This is a genomic window from Bacteroidota bacterium, from assembly GCA_016706255.1.
Taxonomy (GTDB): domain Bacteria; phylum Bacteroidota; class Bacteroidia; order Chitinophagales; family BACL12; genus UBA7236.
This window is the reverse complement of sequence record JADJJZ010000003.1, coordinates 762440-784190: the sequence shown is the minus strand read 5'-3', so window position 1 is coordinate 784190 and position 21751 is coordinate 762440. Positions and strand designations below refer to the sequence as shown.

18 protein-coding genes, 1 other RNA gene and 2 pseudogenes are annotated in these 21751 nt (G+C 36.9%); 8 read left to right on the top strand and 13 right to left on the bottom strand.

Annotation, left to right across the window (positions count from 1 at the left end):
• The first annotated feature begins 80 nt into the window (after positions 1 to 80).
• The 4 genes from IPI65_05185 to IPI65_05170 are packed head-to-tail and all read left to right on the top strand — an operon-like array spanning position 81 to position 4757.
• Positions 81 to 1940, top strand: a complete 1860-nt coding sequence (locus IPI65_05185) for a caspase family protein (protein MBK7440928.1) — start codon at positions 81 to 83, stop codon at positions 1938 to 1940.
• Positions 1934 to 3562, top strand: a complete 1629-nt coding sequence (locus tag IPI65_05180; GenBank protein MBK7440927.1) for a S8/S53 family peptidase — start codon at positions 1934 to 1936, stop codon at positions 3560 to 3562. The genes IPI65_05185 and IPI65_05180 overlap by 7 nt, the downstream gene beginning before the upstream one ends.
• Positions 3563 to 3582: 20 nt before the next feature.
• Positions 3583 to 4305 carry a hypothetical protein gene (locus IPI65_05175; protein MBK7440926.1) on the top strand — a complete coding sequence of 241 codons (723 nt, stop codon included), beginning with the start codon at positions 3583 to 3585 and terminating at the stop codon, positions 4303 to 4305.
• 8 nt (positions 4306 to 4313) lie between these two features.
• The gene (locus IPI65_05170) at positions 4314 to 4757 is read left to right on the top strand and encodes a hypothetical protein (protein MBK7440925.1); all 444 of its coding nucleotides are present in this window, start codon (positions 4314 to 4316) and stop codon (positions 4755 to 4757) included.
• 103 nt (positions 4758 to 4860) lie between these two features.
• On the opposite strand, the gene IPI65_05165 is transcribed toward IPI65_05170, so the two are convergent.
• The gene (locus IPI65_05165; GenBank protein ID MBK7440924.1) at positions 4861 to 5190 is read right to left on the bottom strand and encodes a helix-turn-helix transcriptional regulator; all 330 of its coding nucleotides are present in this window, start codon (positions 5188 to 5190) and stop codon (positions 4861 to 4863) included.
• A gap of 151 nt (positions 5191 to 5341) precedes the next feature.
• Between IPI65_05165 and IPI65_05160 the strand changes: the two genes are divergently transcribed.
• The gene (locus IPI65_05160) at positions 5342 to 5989 is read left to right on the top strand and encodes an ester cyclase (GenBank protein MBK7440923.1); all 648 of its coding nucleotides are present in this window, start codon (positions 5342 to 5344) and stop codon (positions 5987 to 5989) included.
• Positions 5990 to 6299: 310 nt separating this feature from the next.
• On the opposite strand, the gene IPI65_05155 is transcribed toward IPI65_05160, so the two are convergent.
• The 4 genes and pseudogenes from IPI65_05155 to IPI65_05140 all read right to left on the bottom strand — a co-directional run bounded on the left by IPI65_05155 (position 6300) and on the right by IPI65_05140 (position 12542).
• The gene (locus IPI65_05155; GenBank protein ID MBK7440922.1) at positions 6300 to 7472 is read right to left on the bottom strand and encodes a T9SS type A sorting domain-containing protein; all 1173 of its coding nucleotides are present in this window, start codon (positions 7470 to 7472) and stop codon (positions 6300 to 6302) included.
• 229 nt (positions 7473 to 7701) lie between these two features.
• Positions 7702 to 8202: a T9SS type A sorting domain-containing protein gene (locus IPI65_05150; protein MBK7440921.1), complete on the bottom strand. Its 501-nt coding sequence runs from the start codon at positions 8200 to 8202 to the stop codon at positions 7702 to 7704.
• Positions 8203 to 8449: 247 nt separating this feature from the next.
• Positions 8450 to 9346 carry a hypothetical protein gene (locus tag IPI65_05145; GenBank protein MBK7440920.1) on the bottom strand — a complete coding sequence of 299 codons (897 nt, stop codon included), beginning with the start codon at positions 9344 to 9346 and terminating at the stop codon, positions 8450 to 8452.
• A 614-nt stretch (positions 9347 to 9960) separates the two neighbouring features.
• A pseudogene (locus IPI65_05140) lies at positions 9961 to 12542 on the bottom strand (ATP-dependent Clp protease ATP-binding subunit).
• A gap of 220 nt (positions 12543 to 12762) precedes the next feature.
• Here IPI65_05140 and IPI65_05135 point away from each other — a divergent pair.
• Both IPI65_05135 and IPI65_05130 read left to right on the top strand, forming a co-directional pair.
• Positions 12763 to 13134: an STAS domain-containing protein gene (locus IPI65_05135; GenBank protein MBK7440919.1), complete on the top strand. Its 372-nt coding sequence runs from the start codon at positions 12763 to 12765 to the stop codon at positions 13132 to 13134.
• 3 nt (positions 13135 to 13137) lie between these two features.
• Positions 13138 to 14050 (top strand): annotated as a pseudogene (locus tag IPI65_05130) (ribonuclease Z).
• A gap of 51 nt (positions 14051 to 14101) precedes the next feature.
• Here IPI65_05130 and IPI65_05125 read toward each other — a convergent pair.
• From IPI65_05125 to IPI65_05100, 6 genes are all read right to left on the bottom strand, one after another.
• Positions 14102 to 14251, bottom strand: a complete 150-nt coding sequence (locus tag IPI65_05125) for a hypothetical protein (protein ID MBK7440918.1) — start codon at positions 14249 to 14251, stop codon at positions 14102 to 14104.
• Between the two features lie 2 nt (positions 14252 to 14253).
• Positions 14254 to 15609, bottom strand: coding sequence for a sigma-54-dependent Fis family transcriptional regulator (locus IPI65_05120; protein MBK7440917.1), 1356 nt, complete (start codon positions 15607 to 15609; stop codon positions 14254 to 14256).
• 169 nt (positions 15610 to 15778) lie between these two features.
• Positions 15779 to 16411 carry a toxin-antitoxin system YwqK family antitoxin gene (locus IPI65_05115; protein MBK7440916.1) on the bottom strand — a complete coding sequence of 211 codons (633 nt, stop codon included), beginning with the start codon at positions 16409 to 16411 and terminating at the stop codon, positions 15779 to 15781.
• A gap of 162 nt (positions 16412 to 16573) precedes the next feature.
• Positions 16574 to 16798: a hypothetical protein gene (locus IPI65_05110; protein MBK7440915.1), complete on the bottom strand. Its 225-nt coding sequence runs from the start codon at positions 16796 to 16798 to the stop codon at positions 16574 to 16576.
• Between the two features lie 22 nt (positions 16799 to 16820).
• Positions 16821 to 17201: RNase P RNA component class A (gene rnpB, locus IPI65_05105), an RNA gene on the bottom strand.
• A 94-nt stretch (positions 17202 to 17295) separates the two neighbouring features.
• Positions 17296 to 18267: a Smr/MutS family protein gene (locus tag IPI65_05100; protein ID MBK7440914.1), complete on the bottom strand. Its 972-nt coding sequence runs from the start codon at positions 18265 to 18267 to the stop codon at positions 17296 to 17298.
• Between the two features lie 40 nt (positions 18268 to 18307).
• Here IPI65_05100 and IPI65_05095 point away from each other — a divergent pair, with 40 nt between their 5' ends.
• Positions 18308 to 18961, top strand: a complete 654-nt coding sequence (locus IPI65_05095) for a methyltransferase domain-containing protein (protein ID MBK7440913.1) — start codon at positions 18308 to 18310, stop codon at positions 18959 to 18961.
• Positions 18962 to 19155: 194 nt separating this feature from the next.
• Here the strand turns inward: IPI65_05095 and IPI65_05090 are convergent, their stop codons facing one another.
• Both IPI65_05090 and IPI65_05085 read right to left on the bottom strand, forming a co-directional pair.
• Entirely contained in the window at positions 19156 to 20199 is a 1044-nt protein-coding gene (locus IPI65_05090) for a DUF2279 domain-containing protein (protein ID MBK7440912.1), read from the bottom strand.
• 42 nt (positions 20200 to 20241) lie between these two features.
• Positions 20242 to 21642 carry a phosphoglucomutase/phosphomannomutase family protein gene (locus IPI65_05085; protein MBK7440911.1) on the bottom strand — a complete coding sequence of 467 codons (1401 nt, stop codon included), beginning with the start codon at positions 21640 to 21642 and terminating at the stop codon, positions 20242 to 20244.
• Positions 21643 to 21751 lie beyond the last annotated feature (109 nt).

The following is a 21751-nucleotide window of genomic DNA, read 5'->3' as shown; positions in this document are numbered from 1 at the left end:
ATTATGTTTTTCCAATTCCGGATCATACTAATCTTGCCATTAAATATGCTGCAGAAAAAGGAAGAAACGGAAAAGGTTGTTTGGTGTTTTTTGCTGCGGGAAATGGTAAAGAGCCATTAAAAAATGATCAGTATGCTTCACATGAAATGGTAATGGCAATTGGTTCGAGTAATGATAAAGATGAAAGCACTGTTTTTTCAGATTACGGACCGCCCTTATTATGTTGTTTCCCAAGTGGTGATTATACATTGGTAGATAATATTAATCAGCCCACTTTCGGTTCGCGCGTTGCAGATATTATTGGTGATGGCGGATTTAGTAAAAGCGAATTTTATGATTTTTTTAACGGCACTTCCGCATCTTGTCCGGGAGCAGCAGGAATTGCTGCGTTAATGTTATCGCTTGCGCCTGAATTAACACGTGAGCAGGCTAAACAAATTATTATTCAATCGTGCAAAAAAATTGGCAATCAAACCGACTATCAAAATAATATCAGCGAAAAATATGGCAATGGTTTATTGATGGCAAATAATATAATTCAAAACACTTTAGCATTTAATAAAAAACGAATAATTATGGACACTACAAAAACAATCGGCAAAGGATATGCATTACATATCGGAATAAACTTTGTGGACACGAATTTTTACGGAAATCATGTTCCTGTATTAGATGGTTGTGTTGCAGATATGGAGAGTATGGAAAAAATGGCGCGGGCAATGCAATTTAATACGGAAACATTACAAAATGAAGCGGCAACCAAAAGTGCAATTTTATCAGCGTTTGCCAAATATGCCAAATTAGTAGGTCCGGGTGATTTTTTTCTGGTAACCTATGCAGGACATGGTGCACCAATTATTGATACCGATGGCGATGAAGAAGATGGTTTTGATGAATCGTGGGTTACTTATGACCAGTTTTTGCTGGATGATGAAATAAAAGCAGCCTTTCAGCAATTTGTGCCGGACGCCAATGTGGTGTTAATTTCGGATTCTTGTCATTCAGGTTCGGTAAACCGTGTATTTGCTTTTGAAGCTGCATTAATTACAAATCCGCATCCAACGCGGAAACGTCGTTATGTGCCATTAAGCAGTGTTACGAAAATTTTATCGGAACGTGGCATGACGGCAGCAAGTTTGCAACAACGCACTACCAAAATTGATGAAAAACAAACCGCCGCAAATTATTTATTATTAGCAGCTTGTCAGGATAAAGAATTTGCACAGGAAGAATTAGGTCATGGGATTTTTACGAGCAATTTAATTAAATTATTTAATGCGACTTCGGATAAGAGCACTTTGACTTATGAAAATTGGTTGCAGGGAATTTTAAATGCAATGCCTTCTGATCAACATCCGCGAATTGATGATAGTGAAGTGTTTAAAAATAAAATATTCAGCACACAAAAAATATTTGACTTTGGCGCAACAATAAAAACAGATACGATAGTTGACAATCCGAATCCTGTTGCATCTCCCCCAAAAACAAAAAATAAAACTTCCAATAAAATAAAAAGTATCATATTGGATACCGAAGAAAATTATATCCATTCTGCACAAAGTGGTTTAAGGGGTGTTGCAGAAGATAGTTTACGTGTGGTTGATAAAAGTGTGTTTTCTGAATCACTTCCCGGGAAAACAGAATGGGATAAAGCTTATCAATTATTAATGGCAAACAGCGACAAAAAAATCAATTTTGTTGAGCCGGATAATGCTGCAACTTTATTTACGGATGCCACTGTTGAAGATACCAATAACCGAGGTGTGCGCAGTGATGAAGGATATTTATTTACCTACCCCAACCCTCAGGATGTTGAAACCGACAACGAATTTATATGGCATTTAGAAGATAACTACAGTCAGTTGCGCAGTGCCTTTCAAAAAGTATTCAGTGATTTATACAACCGTGGTTTAATTCGGATGAAAGTGATGATTTGGTAACCATTGCACATATTGATACGGGTTATTTACATGGACACCCGTTACGTCCAATATTTTTAGATGAACATAAATCGACATCATTTAGTGTAAGCACCGGCGATTTAGGTTCACCGGAAGATGAGAACATTAATTTATTGCCTGATGGTGTTGAACAGCAGGGTCATGGTAATGCAACCTTATCGTTACTCGCCGGAAATAAAGTGGATATTTCCATTTCGGATGGAAAATATGCGGGGTATTTTGGTGGCAATCCGTTTGCTAAAATTATTTCAATTAAAGCAGGTGAATCGGTTGTGTTATTATCGGGAAAAGCATTTGCGAAAGCCATTGATCATGCGATAAAAAATAACTGTGATGTTGTAACGATGTCGATGGCAGGTTGGCCAACACAAATTATGGCGGATGCAGTTAACCGTGCTTATGAAGCGGGTATTGTAATTGTATCGGCAGCAGGTAATAGTTGGGTAAAAGGTGGTAAAAAAGCGTTACCAACAACCTTATTATATCCGGCGCGATATGACCGTGTTATAGCTGCAGTGGGTGCTACTTGTAAATATAGTCCTTACCTCTATGATCAAAATTTAAAATTGCGCAGCGAAGGCGGATTATATATGCAAATGAACTACGGTCCCGATGAAGCAATGAAAACAGCAATTGCGGGATATACGCCGAATGTAATGTGGTTTCATCGTTTAGTAAATAAAGCAGCAGGCATTCATACATATTATGTGCAATCGGGAGGAGGCACATCGAGTGCTACGCCTCAAGTTGCAGCAGCAGCTTCATTATATATTCAATATTATAAAAAAGAGTTAAGTAAATACACAGGAGCAAACGCGTGGAAAAAAGTTGAAATTGTTAAGCTGGCTTTATTTAAATCAGCAGATAATTCGAACCCTTCGAACAGGAAATATTTTGGAAACGGATTATTAAAAGCTGCGCATGCACTAGATTTTCATCCTGATGAATTAGTTAAAGAAATTAAAAAAGCTGCTCCCGCAATGGATGAGGGTGGTTTCTTCAAAAAATTATTTGGACTGTTCCGCAGGAGAGGAATTGATGATACTGCAATTAATGAGCAACTTGGAAATATGATGCAAACAGAAGTATTACAACTCTTACATCTTGAACCTGCATTACATCCGTTGTTAGCTTACAATTTAAATAATGATGCGAATCAGTTGAGTGATGCAGATTTACAATTATTATATCAAACTATTGCAACATCACCATATGCTTCAGACTTTTTGAAACGCAATTTGCGTAATAATTACGCAAATGACCCATTGTCAAAAAATTCGCGCAGTATTTCATTTGAAAATGTCGGACAAAGTAATATTATTCTGCCCACAGAAACCGGTGATATTATTATAAGTGTTTCCGGTATGCAGTGTAATATTATTGAGCCGGGTAAAAAAAATAAGCGTGGATTAAGTGACAGCACTACCTCAGCTAAAAAAAGTAAACCAAAATTAAACGGTCAAAATTGGGTGGTAGATGAAGTTGAAATTGAGGTAATGGATATTGCAACCAGAGGTGATAATCCACCAAAACTGGATATCAATAGTGATATTGATACAGCTGAATTACAACAAGCAATGATATTGACCAAACATTTTTAAGATGACGAACAACTTATGGAATGGATGTTTCCCGAGCTACAGGCACTACATCAGATGGTAAACGCAATTTTGGTTCCAGTGAACTTGAAAATGAAATCGGCTTTTCAATAAATTTAAATGGCTTACAAAAATCACGTTCCAGAGGTCCTTTAAAAAAGATTTTCAAAATTGGTTTCAAAATTTTCAAATGGAAAAAACCGCAGGCAGATATAAAAATTCCTGAAAAGGGTCGTGCCTGGTTACGTTCAATTGTTGATACAGATTATGAGATAAAGGTTTATGACATGTCGAAGGGTGTTTTAGGGAATTTAAATCCCTGGAGTGTTGATACACTAACACCTAAAATAGTTGAAGAAATTAATAATTCGCTATTACCTGTATTAATATGTTTGCCGGGTTTAGTTAGTAAAATAGAAAAAGGGTTTGATGAATATTTTGGTAACGATACGGTAACCGGAAATTTGATTCCAAAATGCTGCAGATATGTAATAGGCATTAATATGCCAACAGTTACAGATGGTATTAAAGCAAACGCTGAATGGATTAATACCACATTTAAAAAAGCGGGCTTCAATAAAAATAAATCTTGTATAATAATTGCACGTAGTCGTGGTGGAATTGTTTCGCGTTATTTAAATGAGGTAATCTGGAACGCAGATGCAAAGGCACCATTTAAGGTGAAAAAATTAATTATGACCGCACACCAAATGAAGGGACCCATATTGCTGATTATAATAATTTAAGATCCTATGTGAACTTGGTAAGCAATGTTATAAGCTTGCCGTTTGGTGCTACTCCAATAGCCGGTGCGCTAAAACAATTAGTTGGTGCATTAGCAAATGGAATAGTTAATTTACCGGGTGTAAATGATTTAGAACTGGAGAGTAATTTGATTGAAGAATTAAACGGAATTGTTTTCGATAGAAATAACTATCATGTGATAACTTCGAATTACGAGCCAAATAATAAAATTCTACGGTTAATTGAGGAAGGAATAATTGACAGGAAAATATTTCATGCTTACACGAACGATACAATTGTTCCTGTGTTGAGCGCATTGTTTGAATTAACTAATAAAATATCTATTCCGGCAAATCACAAGCATATTGTTTCGGGGAATATACATGTTACGCATTTTGAATATTTAAAGCCGGAGTTAAGTGAAATTCAGGAGATTTTGAATGGGTGGTTGTGAGATGGATTATTAATGTTGGGAGATTTTATTGATTATTATGAAACTATGGGTCTGGAGACCTGGTTCGGCTGCGCAGTCGGAGACTGCGCAGAGCGCTTCTTTTTTAATTATTACTAATTTTTTTTCCCCAATTTTCCATTTGTTCGAAAATGCTCAATAAGTTTTGGCCACTCATGGTAAGTTGATATTCAACGTGTGGTGGTGTTGATTTGAAGTCGGTTCTGGAAACAACGCCTTGTTCAACCAGTGTTTTTAATGTTTGTGATAACATTTTATCATTAATGGCAACGAGTATTTTTTTCAGCTCATTAAATCGTTTTGGGCCTGAGCGTAAATTCCAGATGATAAGCCCCTGCCATCTGCCACCTATTACACTTAGGGTAAGGTCAACAGGGCAATAAAAAAAGGTTCCGTTAAGTTTATACGTTTCCATGATGTAAAAGTAAATAGAATAATTACGCTACCCAAAACTATAGCACTTCCTTTTTGGTAAGTATATTGTATGCCGTGTATTTTCTCTCGTCCTTTGTTGCTCAAATTTTTAATATGAAAAAAATTATTTTATCACCTTGATTTTATTAATTATGGCAACAACTTTTAAAGTAGTAGGTCAACAACCTGCAAAACTCATTGTAAACAAAATACCTGAGGTAGCACATACGTCAGAAGAATCTTCAAACTTAGCAACAGCAATTGCCGTTTCACAGTCCATTCTGGAAGGTGACTGGGCTAAATTGGATGGTTTATTGGATGATAATTTTACATATACCGGCGATGGATATGTATTTACTAAAGATCAATACATCGGGTTTATGCAGGATATGCGTGCAGCATTTTCAGATTTTGAAATGTCTTTGACTAAATTGGTTGTAGATGGCGATTTTGTTTCTATACAGTTTACTTCCAGTGTTGTAAATACAGGAAAATTTATGGGCGCTCCGGCAAACAAAAAAAACCTGCACGTTGATGGCATATTTATGCGCAACGTTAAAAATGGTAAGGTAATGCAGGAATGGCAAACTACAGATTTGTTGGGCACAATGACTCAAATTGGTGGTGGTGCGTTATTCTTTTATTCTGTATTTGTAGGTGGATTTGGTGTTAAATCAAAACCACCGGTAAGAAAGGGTGACGACTTTTTATATGTAGATGGTAAAGTTGTGAATTACGATTTATTACCTGCGAAGGAAAAAAATAAATACGTGAAAAATTATATGAAAAAGTCTAATTAAATAAGATTTGAAACAGGTTCTTTAATAAAGAACCTAAAGTGAACTTTAGGCTGTTTTATTTGTGTTAAATAGCCGATGAGATTTAATGAATACACAAAATGCGCAAAAAATAATTTATCATTTTTGTGTGTTTTGTGTGTTTGTTTTTTTAGGGTTATTGTGGGATAGATTAGAGATGCAATTAAGTTTTTAATTATGCTGTATTAATTGACAGAATTTTATTGTTTTTAAATACGGTACCTATGGGTCGGGAGACCCGGGTTTGGCTGCGCAGTCGGAGACTGCGCAGAGCGGTGGCAAGGTATTGCCATTAATTTTTTATCCATTTAATAATGTAGGATTCGTTTGGGAGGTTTATTTTACTAAAATATAAACCGGGTGCTATTGTTTGAATGTTGGCCTCATAATTATTATTGAATGTTACCGGAATTTCACTACCATGCATATCATAAGTAACTATTGTTTGTGGATGAATTGTGGCATCAAATTCTAATAAAATAAAATCGGTTGCAGGATTTGGCTTTAATACAATATTGGTTTTGTTGGATGATAATATCGATTCAATTTGCATGAAAAAACAATCAGATGTGTCGGTACAACCATTTTGTGTTACGATAAGAGCAAAATAAGCGTTTTCTTCCGGATAAAATGTTTGACTAGTGGCACCTTCAACAGCTTCATAAAATTCACAATTAATCCATTGATAAGTAGCATCTGCAGCTTCCGCAGTTAATACGTTCCAATCTACAATAACATCAGTATTTACTTCTGTTACAATTACAGTCACTTCATCAGTTGCGGAACAACCTGCGCCATCAGAAATATTTACTGTATAAGTTCCGGGTTCGTTTACGGTAATGTCTGCCGTTGTTTCACCGGTGCTCCATGTGTAAGAAATTGGCGCAGCTACATAAGTTTTAAAAACATCATCCCAGGTAACATCGAATTCGCATCTGCCACCTGCATAATTATCAGCCGGTCCGGAAACCTGAACGCCATATGGGTCGGGTAATCCACCTGCTAAATCAGGAACTAATTCAAAAGTGTAGACTTCATTTTCGGTTATCGAAACAGGCGGCTCAATAATAAATGTTTCCCAAAAATTTCCAGCGCCGGAAATAGTTACTGTTTCGCTATATAATAAGCTGCCACCATTTCCGGTTCCTGTGAAAATATTCAAGGTTGCAGTTCCTGTCATTTCATTAAAAAAGCCCTGGTCAATTTGCACTAAATCTCCGGTTACCCCAGCTGTAAACGATTGCCATGTGCTGTATCCCGGTAAATTTCGCGCACTTTCACCACCGAGGTATAACAATTGTTGCTGGTCTATTGATAATTCTACATCAGAAACACTTGTTGTTAATTCAATAGATTCACCCGGGCATAAATTCACGGGACTACTTGGCGAAATTTCAACTTCGCATTGCGCGAAAGAGTAATTGGTATATAATAATACCATTATAGCGATAAAAATTCTAGGCATAGGGTAAATTAATTTAAATGATTGAACAATTTACAAAAATATCGGGATTGGTTGGGAAAATATGTAACAGAAGTTACTGATGGGGAGTGATAAAAGTCATTTGGGTGATTTTTGTTTTAGGAATAAAATTAAGAGGTTAGGCAAATTTTCTATGGGTAGGGAGACCCGGGTTCGGCTGCGCAGTCGAAGACTGCGCAGAGCGGGATATTAACCGGAAAAATGTTTGGAATTACAACTTATTTATTACGTGATTTATAAGCAATTTATTATTTGATTTAATTTGAATCAAATACATCCCCTGGGGAAATTTAATCATGTCAACCATTATGGGCTGACTTCCATCTTCAATACTTTGTTGTAATAGTACACCAGCAGTATTGTAAATTGAAATTTGACATTCTCCTATTGTTTTATCTTCAATATTAATTGTTATTGACTGGATAACCGGGTTTGGAGCCAAAGAATATCCAGATAAAACTTCGTCTTCAATATCCAAAACAAAATCGGGATTTTTGGCATAAACAATTTGACAATCAGTAACGTTGGTATCATAATAATCTAAAACCTGGATAGATCTTTCTTTTAATTTTGAAACAGCATACCATGCTCTGCTTCCCAATCCAAGTGAATCGATATACAAATCATCATAAGCTATAGCAAAAGGGAAGGCAATGTCAAGACATAAAGTATCATTGCTTAACAATGTTTGAGGTGAAATAGCTCCAACCACACGAGCATCAGATGGTGCTCCTAAAGATGTTACAGCGGACCAACCTAATGTATCAAAAAATATCAGAAGGAAACATACCTTGAGTTTATTAACCCACCGTAGCCATTACCTCCAAATGTTTGTGGAGTTCCATCCTTCCAATTGCCCGCTAAATAATTAATAAAATCTTCATCTGTTACGGGCGTACCGATTACTGAAAAGTCATTGTAGTAATTTTTAAACGTGTACATTGACTGATTAAGAAAAATCATACCTTGTGCAGGTACATATGCACCATAACTTGGGGTAGTTGGACCATCAATCCTATCCAAATTATAACCAAAAACATATTTAAAGTAGAGTCGCATCCAACGTAGTCATCATCGAAAGCACCAACATTAAAATCTGTAAAAACACCTACTTGAAATTGATTATAGTCTATTAATGATCGGTTGATGATTGAATAATTAATAAACAATGTATTATTTAATGCACTGTCTGCAGGAGCATCAAAAGCGTAAGCCATACCATGCAACTCCAATTTCAATTTTGAACCATCAGTTTCAGTATGTATATCTGCATCATCATTAAAAATAAAATAAGCAGCTTTATCACCTCTGATAATTGGATAATCACCATTTTCGGGGTCGTAAATCAAATTATTATTATAATCAAAAAAAGGTGCTAAAATTGCAGATTCACCATTGTCAATATTACCATTGCCAGGCCAGGAAGCAATTGAAGACGGAACTTCGTAACCTGCTGTTGCAAAGTTAGTTATATGATTTTCAATTGTAGGTTTATCACATATCCATACGTTATTATATTTTTCAATATAATCAGCATCTGTATAATCAATGGCAACAGGGCCAAACCAGAAATCCTGCCCGAATTGCCGGTATATATGTGCCGCTGTATATTTATTACCAGATATATCTGTTGCCCCAATCCATAATCCGGCAGAAAAAATAGTTGAAGGCGGATTGTCATCTGTTGGTTTAGGCACATAAAAATATGCATCAAAGTCTTCCACTTCCATAAACAAGCCTCCGTCTGCATTAAGCAGAGCTTCAATATTATTAATGTCCATTACTCCATTTTCAAGTACTTGTGCATGTGTGCAATATATTACAAAAATCAATGCCAGTGTAATTAAAGTTCTCATAGCTTAAGGTTTATTATACAAAATTGCATTGGTTCTGCTTATAAATTGTCATAACTTTCTCGTTTTATTACAATACATTTCGAAATTGCAAACTTGTGACTATAACAAATGAGTATGGATTTTCTAGTTTCTACAAGGGTTTGGGAACGCTTTCAAAGACAGTGTTGCAACTTATAAAAAATGAATTATAATTAATTACCTTTTAGTATTTAAATTGAAATATTAAATATTGGAAATAAAATGATTCGAATTTTTTAAACATTTTTTTGGATCGCAGATATGATTATTTGAATTGGTATGGTTTAATGTTTTGATTATTGAAAATAATTTGTGACAATGTGAACCTATGGGTCGGGAGACCCGGGTTCGGCTGCGCAGTCGGAGACTGCGCAGAGCGTTATGATATAAATCAATTTGTTCTTTTTTTGACAAGGCCGGGTAAGTGGCAGCGCAGGGTTATTTATAGCCCTGATTGTAGTGGAAATCCTTTGCGCTTTTCAGCAAAGATTGGAACGGAAAGCAGGGGCGCGGGTTGTGAGAAACTGCAAGCTATGTGCTTCAAAAAAAAATCCTGCAAAAAAATTGCAGGATTTTGAATTATTTAAAAAAATGATTTAGGCTTTTTCTTCTTCTTTTTCCTCTTTTTTGTCTTTGCCTTTATCTTTTTTCTTTTTGTCTTTTTCGCCGGCAGGATTTAAAATCAGGCCTGCTGCATCTTTGTCGTATTCAACAACTATGGTATCACCTTCTTTAAATTTACCGGAAAGAATACTTTCTGCAAGCGGATCTTCCAGGTATTTTTGAATGGCGCGGTGTAAAGGACGTGCACCAAATTGCGGGTCGTAACCTTTTTCGCTTAAAAATTCTTTTGCGCTGTCTTCTAACTGGAGTTTGTAATTTAATGTTTCCAGTCTGTTTTTTACATCGCGTAAAGTGATATCGATAATTTTGAAAATGTCTTCGCGACTTAATGAATTAAATATTACCACATCGTCGATACGATTTAAAAACTCAGGTGAGAAGGGTGCGTTTAACGCTGTTTCAATTACACCTTTATTATTTTCATCTTGCGACAATTGTTTTGCCTGCGTTGAAAATCCTACGCCTGAACCAAAATCTTTTAACTGACGTGCACCAATATTAGAAGTCATAATGATTAAGGTATTTTTGAAATCAATTTTTCTACCTAAACCATCAGTAAGCATACCATCATCTAATACTTGTAATAAAATATTAAAAATATCCGGATGTGCTTTTTCAATTTCATCTAATAAAATTACGCTATATGGTTTTCTGCGTACTTTTTCAGTAAGCTGACCACCTTCTTCATAACCAACATATCCCGGAGGCGCACCAATTAAGCGGCTCACGCTGAATTTTTCCATGTATTCGCTCATATCGATACGCACCAGCGAATCTTTTGAATCGAATAAATATTCACTCAACACTTTTGCCAATTCTGTTTTACCAACACCAGTAGGACCTAAGAAAATAAAGGTACCGATTGGTTTTTTCGGATCTTTTAATCCAACACGGTTACGTTGAATGGCGCGTGTAATTTTAAGAATGGCTTCATCCTGACCAATAACACCGCGACGTAATTCATCGCCCATGCCTACCAATTTAATGCCTTCACTTTGAGCGATGCGTTTGGTTGGTATACCGGTCATCATCGCTACTACTTCTGCAATATCATCTTCGGTAACCGGATAACGTTCACTTTTAACATGCTCTTCCCATTTCGTTTTTCTTTATCTAAATCTTCGAGCAAACGTTTTTCAGTATCGCGCAATTTTGCTGCTTCTTCGTAACGCTGACTTTTTACTACTTTATTTTTTCTTCTTTAATCTCTTCAATCTGGCCTTCGAGTTTTACAATTTCATCTGGCACGTGAATATTTTTTAAATGCACGCGTGCACCAACTTCATCTAAAACATCAATGGCTTTATCCGGAAGGAAACGGTCGGTAATATATCTTGTACTTAAAGTAACACAAGCTTTAATTGCTTCAGTTGAATAAATTACATTGTGAAACTCTTCATATTTCGATTTAATATTTGTAAGAATTTCAACTGTTTCTTCAGGTGAAGGCGGATCAACCAATACTTTTTGGAAACGACGATCTAAAGCACCATCCTTTTCAATGTACTGACGATATTCATCTAAAGTTGAGGCACCAATACATTGGAGTTCACCACGTGCTAAAGCCGGTTTAAATATATTGGATGCATCAAGCGAACCACTGGCTCCACCTGCTCCGACAATTGTATGAATTTCATCGATAAATAAAATCACATCGCGATTTTTTTCGAGTTCGTTCATAATTGCTTTCATACGTTCTTCGAACTGACCGCGGTATTTTGTTCCTGCAACCAATGCTGCAAGGTCGAGCATGATAATACGTTTGTCGAATAACACACGTGATACCTTACGCTGAATAATGCGCAGTGCCAAACCTTCCACAATTGCAGTTTTACCCACACCCGGTTCACCAATTAGAATCGGATTATTTTTTTTGCGTCGGCTTAAGATTTGCGAAACGCGTTCAATTTCTTCCTGACGGCCAACAATCGGGTCGAGACGACCTTCTTCGGCAGCACGAGTTACATCGCGGCCAAAATTATCGAGCACAGGCGTTTTTGATTTTGCATTACCCGGTTTGCGTGGCACATTAAAGCCACGGTCGCCTTTATCCTCTTCTTCAAAACCATCATCTTCCTGTTGGTTGGTTGGAGGCGTATCTTTTAAACCTTTGTCCTGACGCACATAATCGAGTTCCTGACGGAATACGTCATAGTCCACGTCAAATTGTCCTAAAATCTGTGTTGCGATATTATCCTTGTTTTTCAGGATAGACAACATGAGATGTTCAGTGCCAATTGTATCACTTTTGAGCACTTTGGCTTCGAGCACAGTTATTTTGAGCACCTTTTCAGCTTGTTTGGTAAGCGGCAGACTGCCTGCATTAAAAGGCTGGCGTGAGGTTTTGTCCTTTATGGCATCCTCCACCGTTTTGCGCAGTACGGCGATATCTACGTCGAGGCTCATCAGCACTTTTATGGCAAGACCGTCGCCATCACGTATCAGTCCGAGCAGTAAATGTTCGGTGCCCAATATGGTCGTGTCCCAGTCGCAGCGCCTCTTCACGGCTGTAAGAGATCACTTCTTTTACTTTTGGAGAAAATTTTGCGTCCATTATATCTTTCTTTCAAATTTTGAACCATCCCTGCAATCCTGACAAAATAACAAGGAAAGTTGTGATAAAGTTGTGACTTGATTGTCGTTTTAGTGTAAACGTTACAGTCCAAATAAAATTCCCTTTCCCGGTGTTTTCTAATTGACTAACAAATTTGGAAAAAATTTTAATTACTTACCTTCGCAGGGTAAAGTTTATTTTTACACCTAATAACAACAGTATGAAGTTTACAGTAGACAAAAAAGAGCGTTATTGCATTTTTAAGCTAGATGAGCCTAAATTGGACTCTATTATATCAGCCAACCTGAAAAGTGAGCTTGTAATCCTTAACCAGGAAGGGTTTCGCAACATTATTTGCGACCTGAGCGACGTTAATTTTATCGATTCTTCCGGGTTGAGTGCCCTATTAATTGGTCACCGCCTTTGTAAAGAGTCGAATGGCACCTTTGTGTTGACCGGCTGTGGCGACTCTACCGTGAAGCTGATCAAGATATCGCAACTGGATACCATTTTGAATGTGGTGCCTACCGAAAGTGAGGCTACAGACTTCATTTTAATGGAAGAAATTGAACGCGAAATAGGCGAAGAATAAATAATGTCGTTTTCGGTAACCGTTATCGGGAGCAATAGTGCCATACCTGCGCATGGGCGACATCCAAGTGCTCAGGTGGTAAATATCAACGATAAATTATATTTGATTGATTGCGGTGAAGGCACGCAAATGCGGTTCAACGAGCTGGGCATTAAGTGGATGAAAATCAATCATATTTTATTTCCCATTTACACGGCGACCATTATTTCGGATTAATTGGAGTTGTTTCCACTTATCATTTATTAAAACGCAACAGGCCATTATATATTTGTGGGCCGCAAGCATTAATTGATATTCTGCAAATACAATTGCAAGTTGGGCAAACTGATTTATGTTATGAATTAGTTTTTCGTGCACTTGACCCAACACGTTCGGAAACAATTTTTGATGGTGAAGATATTACAATTGATACCATTGTATTAAAACACCGAATTGATTGCCTTGGATTTTTATTTCGGGAAAAGCAGCGGGAAAGAAAAATAAATCGTGAAAAATTTCATGAGTTGGATATTCCTGTTGAATTAATTCCGGAAATAAAAAAAGGAAGCTCGATGAAAAAACCGGAGAACGGATTTTAAATAAAGATATTACGCTGGATCCTTTACGTGCACGCGCTTATGCCTACTGTTGCGACACGGCTTTAAATCCAGCAATGGCTGAACAAATAAAAGGTGTAGATTTATTGTATCACGATTGCACTTTTGATGCTGCCGGTGAACAACGCGCTGCAGATACTTTTCACTCCACAACCTTACAAGCTGCACAAATGGCTTCACTTGCTGCAGTAAATAAATTAATGATCGGACATTTTTCTTCTAAGTACGATGATTTAAGACCATTGCTTGAAGAAGCAAAAACGGTGTTTGAAAATAGTATTCTTGCTATTGAGGGGAAGGTGGTTGTGGTGGAGCGGTAAATAAAAATCCCGCACCTTTCAGTGCAGGATTAAATAAATGCTATAATTATTTTACAACAAATCGCGGATCATCCAAATAATAATTAATGCCATAATAGCCACTATTATTATTCCTATAACTATATTGAGTGCGGTTGAAGCGACGGATTCTTCTTTTACCTGCTGAGTAGCCTGTTTTTTTTCAGCTTGTTTTTTTGACATGATTAGTCGCGTTTAAGGTTATATTTTTCAATTTTATTATACAGGTGACTGCGTTGAATATCGAGTTCTTCAGCAGTTTTGGAAACGTTCCAGGCATTTTTATTTAAGCGATGTAAAATAAATTCTTTTTCGATATGGTCTTTAAAATCCTGGAATTTTTCGAAACGTTCGTATAAATCTTTCGGACTGCCACCACTTTTTGGTGATTGCGCATAATTAATTACATCTTCTTCCGTAATTTTTTGTTCGCTTAAAATTACCAGACGTTCAATTACGTTACGCAACTCACGGATATTTCCGGTGAAGTTGATATTCATAATTTCCATCATGGCTTTTGGTGTAATTACTTTTTTCGGCACACCATAATCTTCACAAATTTCTTTTACAAAACGTTCTGATAATAATGGGATATCATCAGTTCTGTCGTTAAGCGAAGGAACATGAATGAGGATTACACTCAAGCGGTGATATAAATCGAGGCGGAAAGTATTATTTTCCACTTCTTTAATTAAATCTTTATTGGTTGCAGCAACAACACGAACATCAACCGGAATTTCTTTATCGCCACCAACGCGGGTGATTTTATTTTCCTGTAATGCACGTAATACCTTTGCCTGTGCACTTTGGCTCATGTCGCCAATTTCGTCTAAAAACAATGTTCCGCCATTAGCAGATTCAAATTTTCCGATACGTTGTTTGATGGCAGAGGTGAATGCCCCTTTTTCGTGACCGAATAATTCGCTTTCAATTAATTCGCTTGGAATTGCAGCGCAGTTTACTTCAATTAAAGGGCCATTTGCACGATTACTTTTTTCGTGAATCCAACGCGCAACCAGTTCTTTACCTGTTCCGTTATCGCCGGTAATTAATACGCGGGCATCGGTTGGGGCAACACGTTCAATAGTTTCTTTTATTTTTTGAATAGCCGGTGAATCGCCAATTATTTCGCGGGTTTTGGTAACCTTGCGCTTTAATACTTTTGTTTCAGTAATTAAATTCGATTTATCGAGCGCATTGCGAATGGTAATGAGAAGTCGATTTAAATCAGGTGGTTTTGCCACATAATCAAAAGCGCCTTTTTTTACCGCTTCAACAGCAGTTTCTAAAGTGCCGTGACCGGAAATCATGATAAAAGGCACATCAGGATTGCTGATTTGTGCTTTTTCGAGCACTTCCATGCCATCCATTTTTGGCATTTTAATATCACAAAGGGCGATATCATAATCACCTTCCTGAATCATACGAAGGCCTTCGGCACCATCGCCGGCCTCGTCTACTACATAACCCTCATATTCAAGTATTTCCTTGAGGGTTTTTCTGATGCTTTTTTCGTCATCAATTAATAAAATGTTAGCCATTCTGTTCGTTTAAGTGTTCACTTACAGCCTGCAAAGCGCGTGAAACCTGCATGCTGTTGAATTAATTTAATTGTTAAAAAGTTTAAGTTAGTGTACAGTGTTCGTACACAAAACTAAACGAAGGTAAATATAATTTATTGGACAGAGAAAATAAATTTTGTAGTTTTTTTCAGAAAGTTTCTGTCTTTATTACAGTACCATTTTCATCATAATATTTCCAGATACCGGTTTTAACATCTGCCTTATAAGCGCCTTGCGATTTCAGTTTACCGTTATCATAAAACTCGCTCCAGATGCCGGATTTCATATTTTGGGCATAATCTCCTTCGCTGCTAACGCCTCCCTGCTGATTATAAACTTTTTGCGGGCCGTTGAGCATATCATTGCTGTAGGTTTGCATCATGGCTATTTTTCCATTGGTATAATACCACTTCGTGATACCATGTTTTTTACCGTCTTTATATTGAATTTGAGAGCGGATTAATCCATTATCTGCATATTCGGTACAGGTGCCGTTATAATTTCCATTTGTATAGGAATAACTGCTTTTTAAAATTCTGCCACCGGGACCAAAAGCATATTTTTTTTGTTCGCCATCCAATTTATCATTTTTATATGCCTCCTGAACAACTAATGCACCACCTTTATCGAATTCCATGTATATACCGGATTTAACACCGTTATCATATTCAGCTAAATTGATGAGTAATCCGGTAGGTGAATAATTATACCATTTTCCTGTTTTATTTTTTCCAATCCAGCAACCATCCTGCACCATAATATCATTTTGTAATACCACCACTCTGCGATAATTTTTTGCTGCATCAAGAACGGTGATTATGGTATCTGTTTTTACCGGCGCCGCTGCTGGTCCACCTTTTGCAGGATCAGGCGGAATAAATGTAACCGGGTTTTGTGCAAATAGCGCACCTGAAATAATTAATAATAAAAAGTAATGGCGGGTTTAATTGTTTTCATTTTGTGTAGTGGTGTTGTTATTCGTTTTATTTTTTTCTTTTTCTGATTCGGTTTCTTCTTTTTGATTAAATGTTTCATCAGTAGTTTCACCTCTGCAACATTCATCAAAATTTGTTTTGCAAATCATACATTGTCCGTGCCCATGCACCCAAACAACTTTTGTAGGCTGACCACAATAAGGGCAAATTAATATTTGGTTACCGATTTGCATATTATTGTACGTTCATTAAAAAAATCCCTGTAAACTCATAAGCCGGATTCTGTTTGAGTTTCTATCATTTATCTGGACCTGACGTCACCACCAGGTTCTTGCTGTCTACCCGCCGAAGATTAAAACGAGCCGCTTTTCTTTTACTCCGGCATATTTGACATTGTAACCCGCAGGGTTTACCCGATACTCATGTTACCATAAATACCCGTGAGCTCTTACCTCACGTTTTCACCTTAGCCCCGAAGTGATGCCACGCAGTGACATCTACTTTGGGGTTGTTATTTTCTGTGGCACTGTTCCGTTACCCGCCTGAGCGGATACACACCGGTTAGGTGTTGCGGTGCTCTGTGTTATCCGGACTTTCCTCTCCGCATTACTGCGAAGCGATAGAACGGCTTACAGGAATTTCTTTAAAGAACGTTTTTATTGTTATTCGACTTAATTTATTCAAAAAACAGCATGTGTTTTTTAGAATTAACACGAAATTACAGCAAATTTTAATCCAAAAATATTTCTGTAGCACCAAAGCCGAATCGGGCATGGAAATCATTATTATAAGAACTTACTTCAGGATATTTTTTTAACACCTTTTCAATTTCTGTTTTTAATACCCCTTTACCGATACCATGCACAACATAAATTTTATGGAGATTATATCGAATGGCTTTTTCTAAGAAGTTTTTGAAGTGGCTAATTTGTCGAAATAAAATATCGTTTGCTTCCATTTGTTGATAGCCTGATAAAAAGTTTTCAGCGTGTAAATCGATAAAATCCGGCATTTCTGCTTTAACAATTAATTCGTGTTGAGCCGGAATTTTTTTCTTTTCAAAAAAGAAATCATCTTTTTCTACTTCAACAATGGGTACCTTTTTTACTTTGGGTTCAATTTCTTTTGCTACTTCTAAAACAAATTTATCCTGCTGCTTAAATTCCGGACTATCAATTTTTGCAAAATATTGTTTTGCTTTTAATTTTATTTCTTTTGTTACGGAAGGTTTGGTTCCACCCGTTTCTGTTTTTAACCAGCAATTAACTACAAACATGGGGGCATCATTTAACTGGTCTCTTTTAAATTCATGCAGTTTAATTGTTGCTGCACTATTCAGCTCTTTTCTTATGGTAATTGGTGATGCGCCAAAAACATGAAACTGATATTCAAATAATATATTGGATGGAGTATTGTTTACTAACGACAAATCGAATCGCGTAAGTTCGCCGGCCATATTTCTGACAGCTGCAAATTGAATGAGCAAACCTTCTTCAATACTGTCGAATTTTTTTGGTGTATCGGTATTTATTTGTTTGACAGGTGCTTTTCCGAAACTGGCAACCGGCTCAATATCTTTAGCATGGGCCTGCACAGTATCGCCATCCACATCAATGAATGCCGTATTGCCATCATAATATGCAATTATGCCTGTTTCCCCGCTTTCGAGAATTACCACCGCTGTTCCAACAGGTATTTTCATTGTTTGTGTAATTTTACGCCTTAAGCTTACAAAGTTACGAATGAAAAAAACGATAAAGTGGAGTCTGGCTCAAAAGGCTGAATTAAAATGGTGGGAAAACTATCTTAAGGGCAAAGATGTCGATAATTACCATGTCTGGAAACGGGCATATTGGCAAAAACTACTCGATTTGATCGAACCTGTTTGTCCCCCAAAACCCGGAATGGATGTATTAGACGCCGGTTGCGGACCTGCAGGTATTTTTATGAATTTAGCACAATGTAATGTAGATGCGGTTGACCCTTTGGTAGATGAATATGAAAAAAATCTTCCACATTTTAAACGCAGCAATTATCCGTATACTACCTTTTATAGTTTACCACTTGAAAAATATGTTGCCAATAAACAATACGATATTATTTATTGTATGAATGCAATTAACCATGTTGCTGATATTAATTTCAGTTATGATTTATTGGCAAAAATGGTAAAACCGGGCGGTAAATTAGTGGTTACAATTGATGCACATAATCATAATTTTTTCAAACATCTATTCAGAACAATTCCCGGTGATATTTTACACCCACATCAATATGATTTAAAAGAATATGAACGATTTTTAACTGACAGAGGATTTGCAATGTTAAAAACGGACAAGCTGAAGCATGAATTCTTTTTTGATCACTACATGCAAGTGGGAACGCGGACCCCGTGAACGGGGCGCTGATTGGGCTGATTTAAACTGATTTTTTAAAAGAAAAATTGATTAAAGGTTTTAACGGATAAAAACAGATTCATATGGAGGTTTAATTGCGCTAAGCAATTAAAAAGAAATGCAAATTTGAAAACGGATTGTGAGATTTAGCAGTAACCCCCATTAGCTAATTTGCTAATCAGCTAATTTGCTAATTAAAAATAGAGTGGCTTAAACTTCACCCCATGATTTTGATTAAACTCAAGCGCCGGCGCCGGAAACTTCACAATGTTGAGCACTTCGAATAACATTTTTAAATAGGGAGAGTTAGTTGGAATTTGTGTGAGGTCAACATCAAGCGATAAATAATATTGACGATAACGGTCGATATTGCTGTAATCAATTAAATCTTCGGGCGGACAATCTTCGGGGCGCATGAGCGGGTCGGTGCACCACTGATTTTCGTAACCACCTAATAAACCTGCAACACTGTAACCTGCTGATACCATTAACCATTTTGGGAAACGGGTATCTTCACGCATAAACATGGATGGATTTACGCTGAGCCATGTGGTTTGTCCGTTGTAATCTTTTAATACTTTTTCAGGGCCTGTTGTGCCGAATAAATTTGCAGCACGATCCTGAACAGTTTGATCATAGCCGGAATAATCTTCATAATGCGATGAAAATTTTACTTTAATACGTTGTTCATCCCACAAAAAATTTTGTCCAGCACTTAAAGATGCACCCAAAGTATTTGCTGTAAAATCGCCGATGGAAAATCCCCATTTATCTGAAAACCCGTCAAATACTTCGATGGTTAATTGTAATACCGATGATGTTAATGCGCCGGCCAGATAAGCTTTATTTTCTTCCATGCCGGTCCATTTATAAAAACCGGTGGTAATATTTGTTTCAAAATAGGTAGTATAAAAATGGCCCATTTTATCGTACTGTAACCATTCACCATTATCATTAAATAAATGAAAATCAGATAAAGGATAATCTTTATACCAGTATTGATATAATGCAATTGTTGCTCCGGTATATAATACCGTTTCTGTTCCCAGAATTAATCCCAATCGTTTACCGGAAAATGTATCCGCCGGAGTTACGAATTCCTTTAGGCTAAATGTGCTGTCGGCTGCAGTTTGCGCATGTAATGCACTATTTTTAATACTTGCGATACATAATAATCCCCCCAATAAAAAAATACGGAAATTTGATTTTATTGAATTACTTTTTTGTTTACGCAACATGGTATTTTTGGGGGCAGAAATAATTTATCGTTTTCGCAAATTTTATCCTAATAATACTTTTTTAACGGTAGCCAGAATATTTTCCGTTTCGGTTTGATTCGGTGATTCGGCATAAACACGTAATAATGGTTCCGTTCCGCTTGCACGAATCATAACCCAACTGGTATCATTTAAATGGAATTTAAATCCGTCAACATCTTCCATTTTTTGAACAGTATAATTTCCGAAACTGCTGTATTTATTATTTTTACAATTATCGATAATTGTAGTTTTTAATGCTTCGGTTAAATGTAAATCGTTTCTGTCGAAGAAGAAACTACCGGTTATTGCATACACCTCTTCAATTAATTGTATCAGTGTTTTTTCGGTTTTAGCCATAAATTCGAGTAATAATAATCCGCACCAAATGCCGTCGCGTTCAGGTACGTGGCCTTTTACAGCAATACCACCACTCTCCTCTCCACCCAATAAAACATCTTCCACAACCATTTTTCCGCAGATATATTTAAATCCGATTTTGGTTACTTCATAATCAAGATTGTAGTGTTCGCACAAACGTTTAACTTTTTCACTTACGCTGAATGCAATTACTACTTTACCGGTGTAACCTTTGTATTTATGTAAATAATGAATTAATAATAAAATAATATGATGTGAATCAACAAAATTACCTTCACCATCATACATGCCAATTCTATCAGCATCACCATCGTTTGCTAAACCACATTGCAGTGATGGATCATTTTTAATTAAATTACTTAGCTCTAATAAATTGCGGTGAATCGGTTCAGGTGCCTGACCTTTAAATCCCGGGTTATCATCGCAATGTAACACACTCATATTTGTTAGTATACGCTGTGCAACACGCTGACCGGCGCCATACATGGCATCGTAACCAAGGCGAATACCTGAATTATTTATTGCAGGTAAATCAAAACTTTTTGTCACATGATCAAAATACATTTGTTCTAAATCAACCCAATGTAATTTACCTTGCGCTTCGTATTCTTTTAACGATGTTGTTGGAATTGCGTGTGTTTCAGGAATCATACTTTCCACTAAAGCAATATCTTCCGGAATTGTTGGTCCGCCATAACCACTTTTTAATTTAAATCCATTGTAAGCAGGCGGATTATGTGATGCTGTAATAACAACACCGGCAGCTGTTTTCAAAACAAATGCACCATAGCTCACCATTGGCGTGGAAACAAATCCTTTTGCGATATAAACGGTGAGTCCCTGTTCGCAACAAACCTTAGCAGTAACCTCTGCAAATAATTCGCCGGCAAAGCGACAGTCGTGACCAATTACCACAGCCGGTTTATCGGAAATCTGATTGATCCAATCAGCAGTTGCTTTAGCAACACGAGCTACGTTATCAGTTGTAAATTCCTGCGCAATAATGGCTCTCCAGCCGTCGGTTCCGAATTTGATGTTGATCATGCTAATAGATTTGGACGGCAAAGATATAGTACTTTCTTGGAGGGAATGTGTAGTCCAAAGGATGAGGTGGTCTGCCAAGGACTTTCGTCTTCGCGAGGTATGGTTGGTC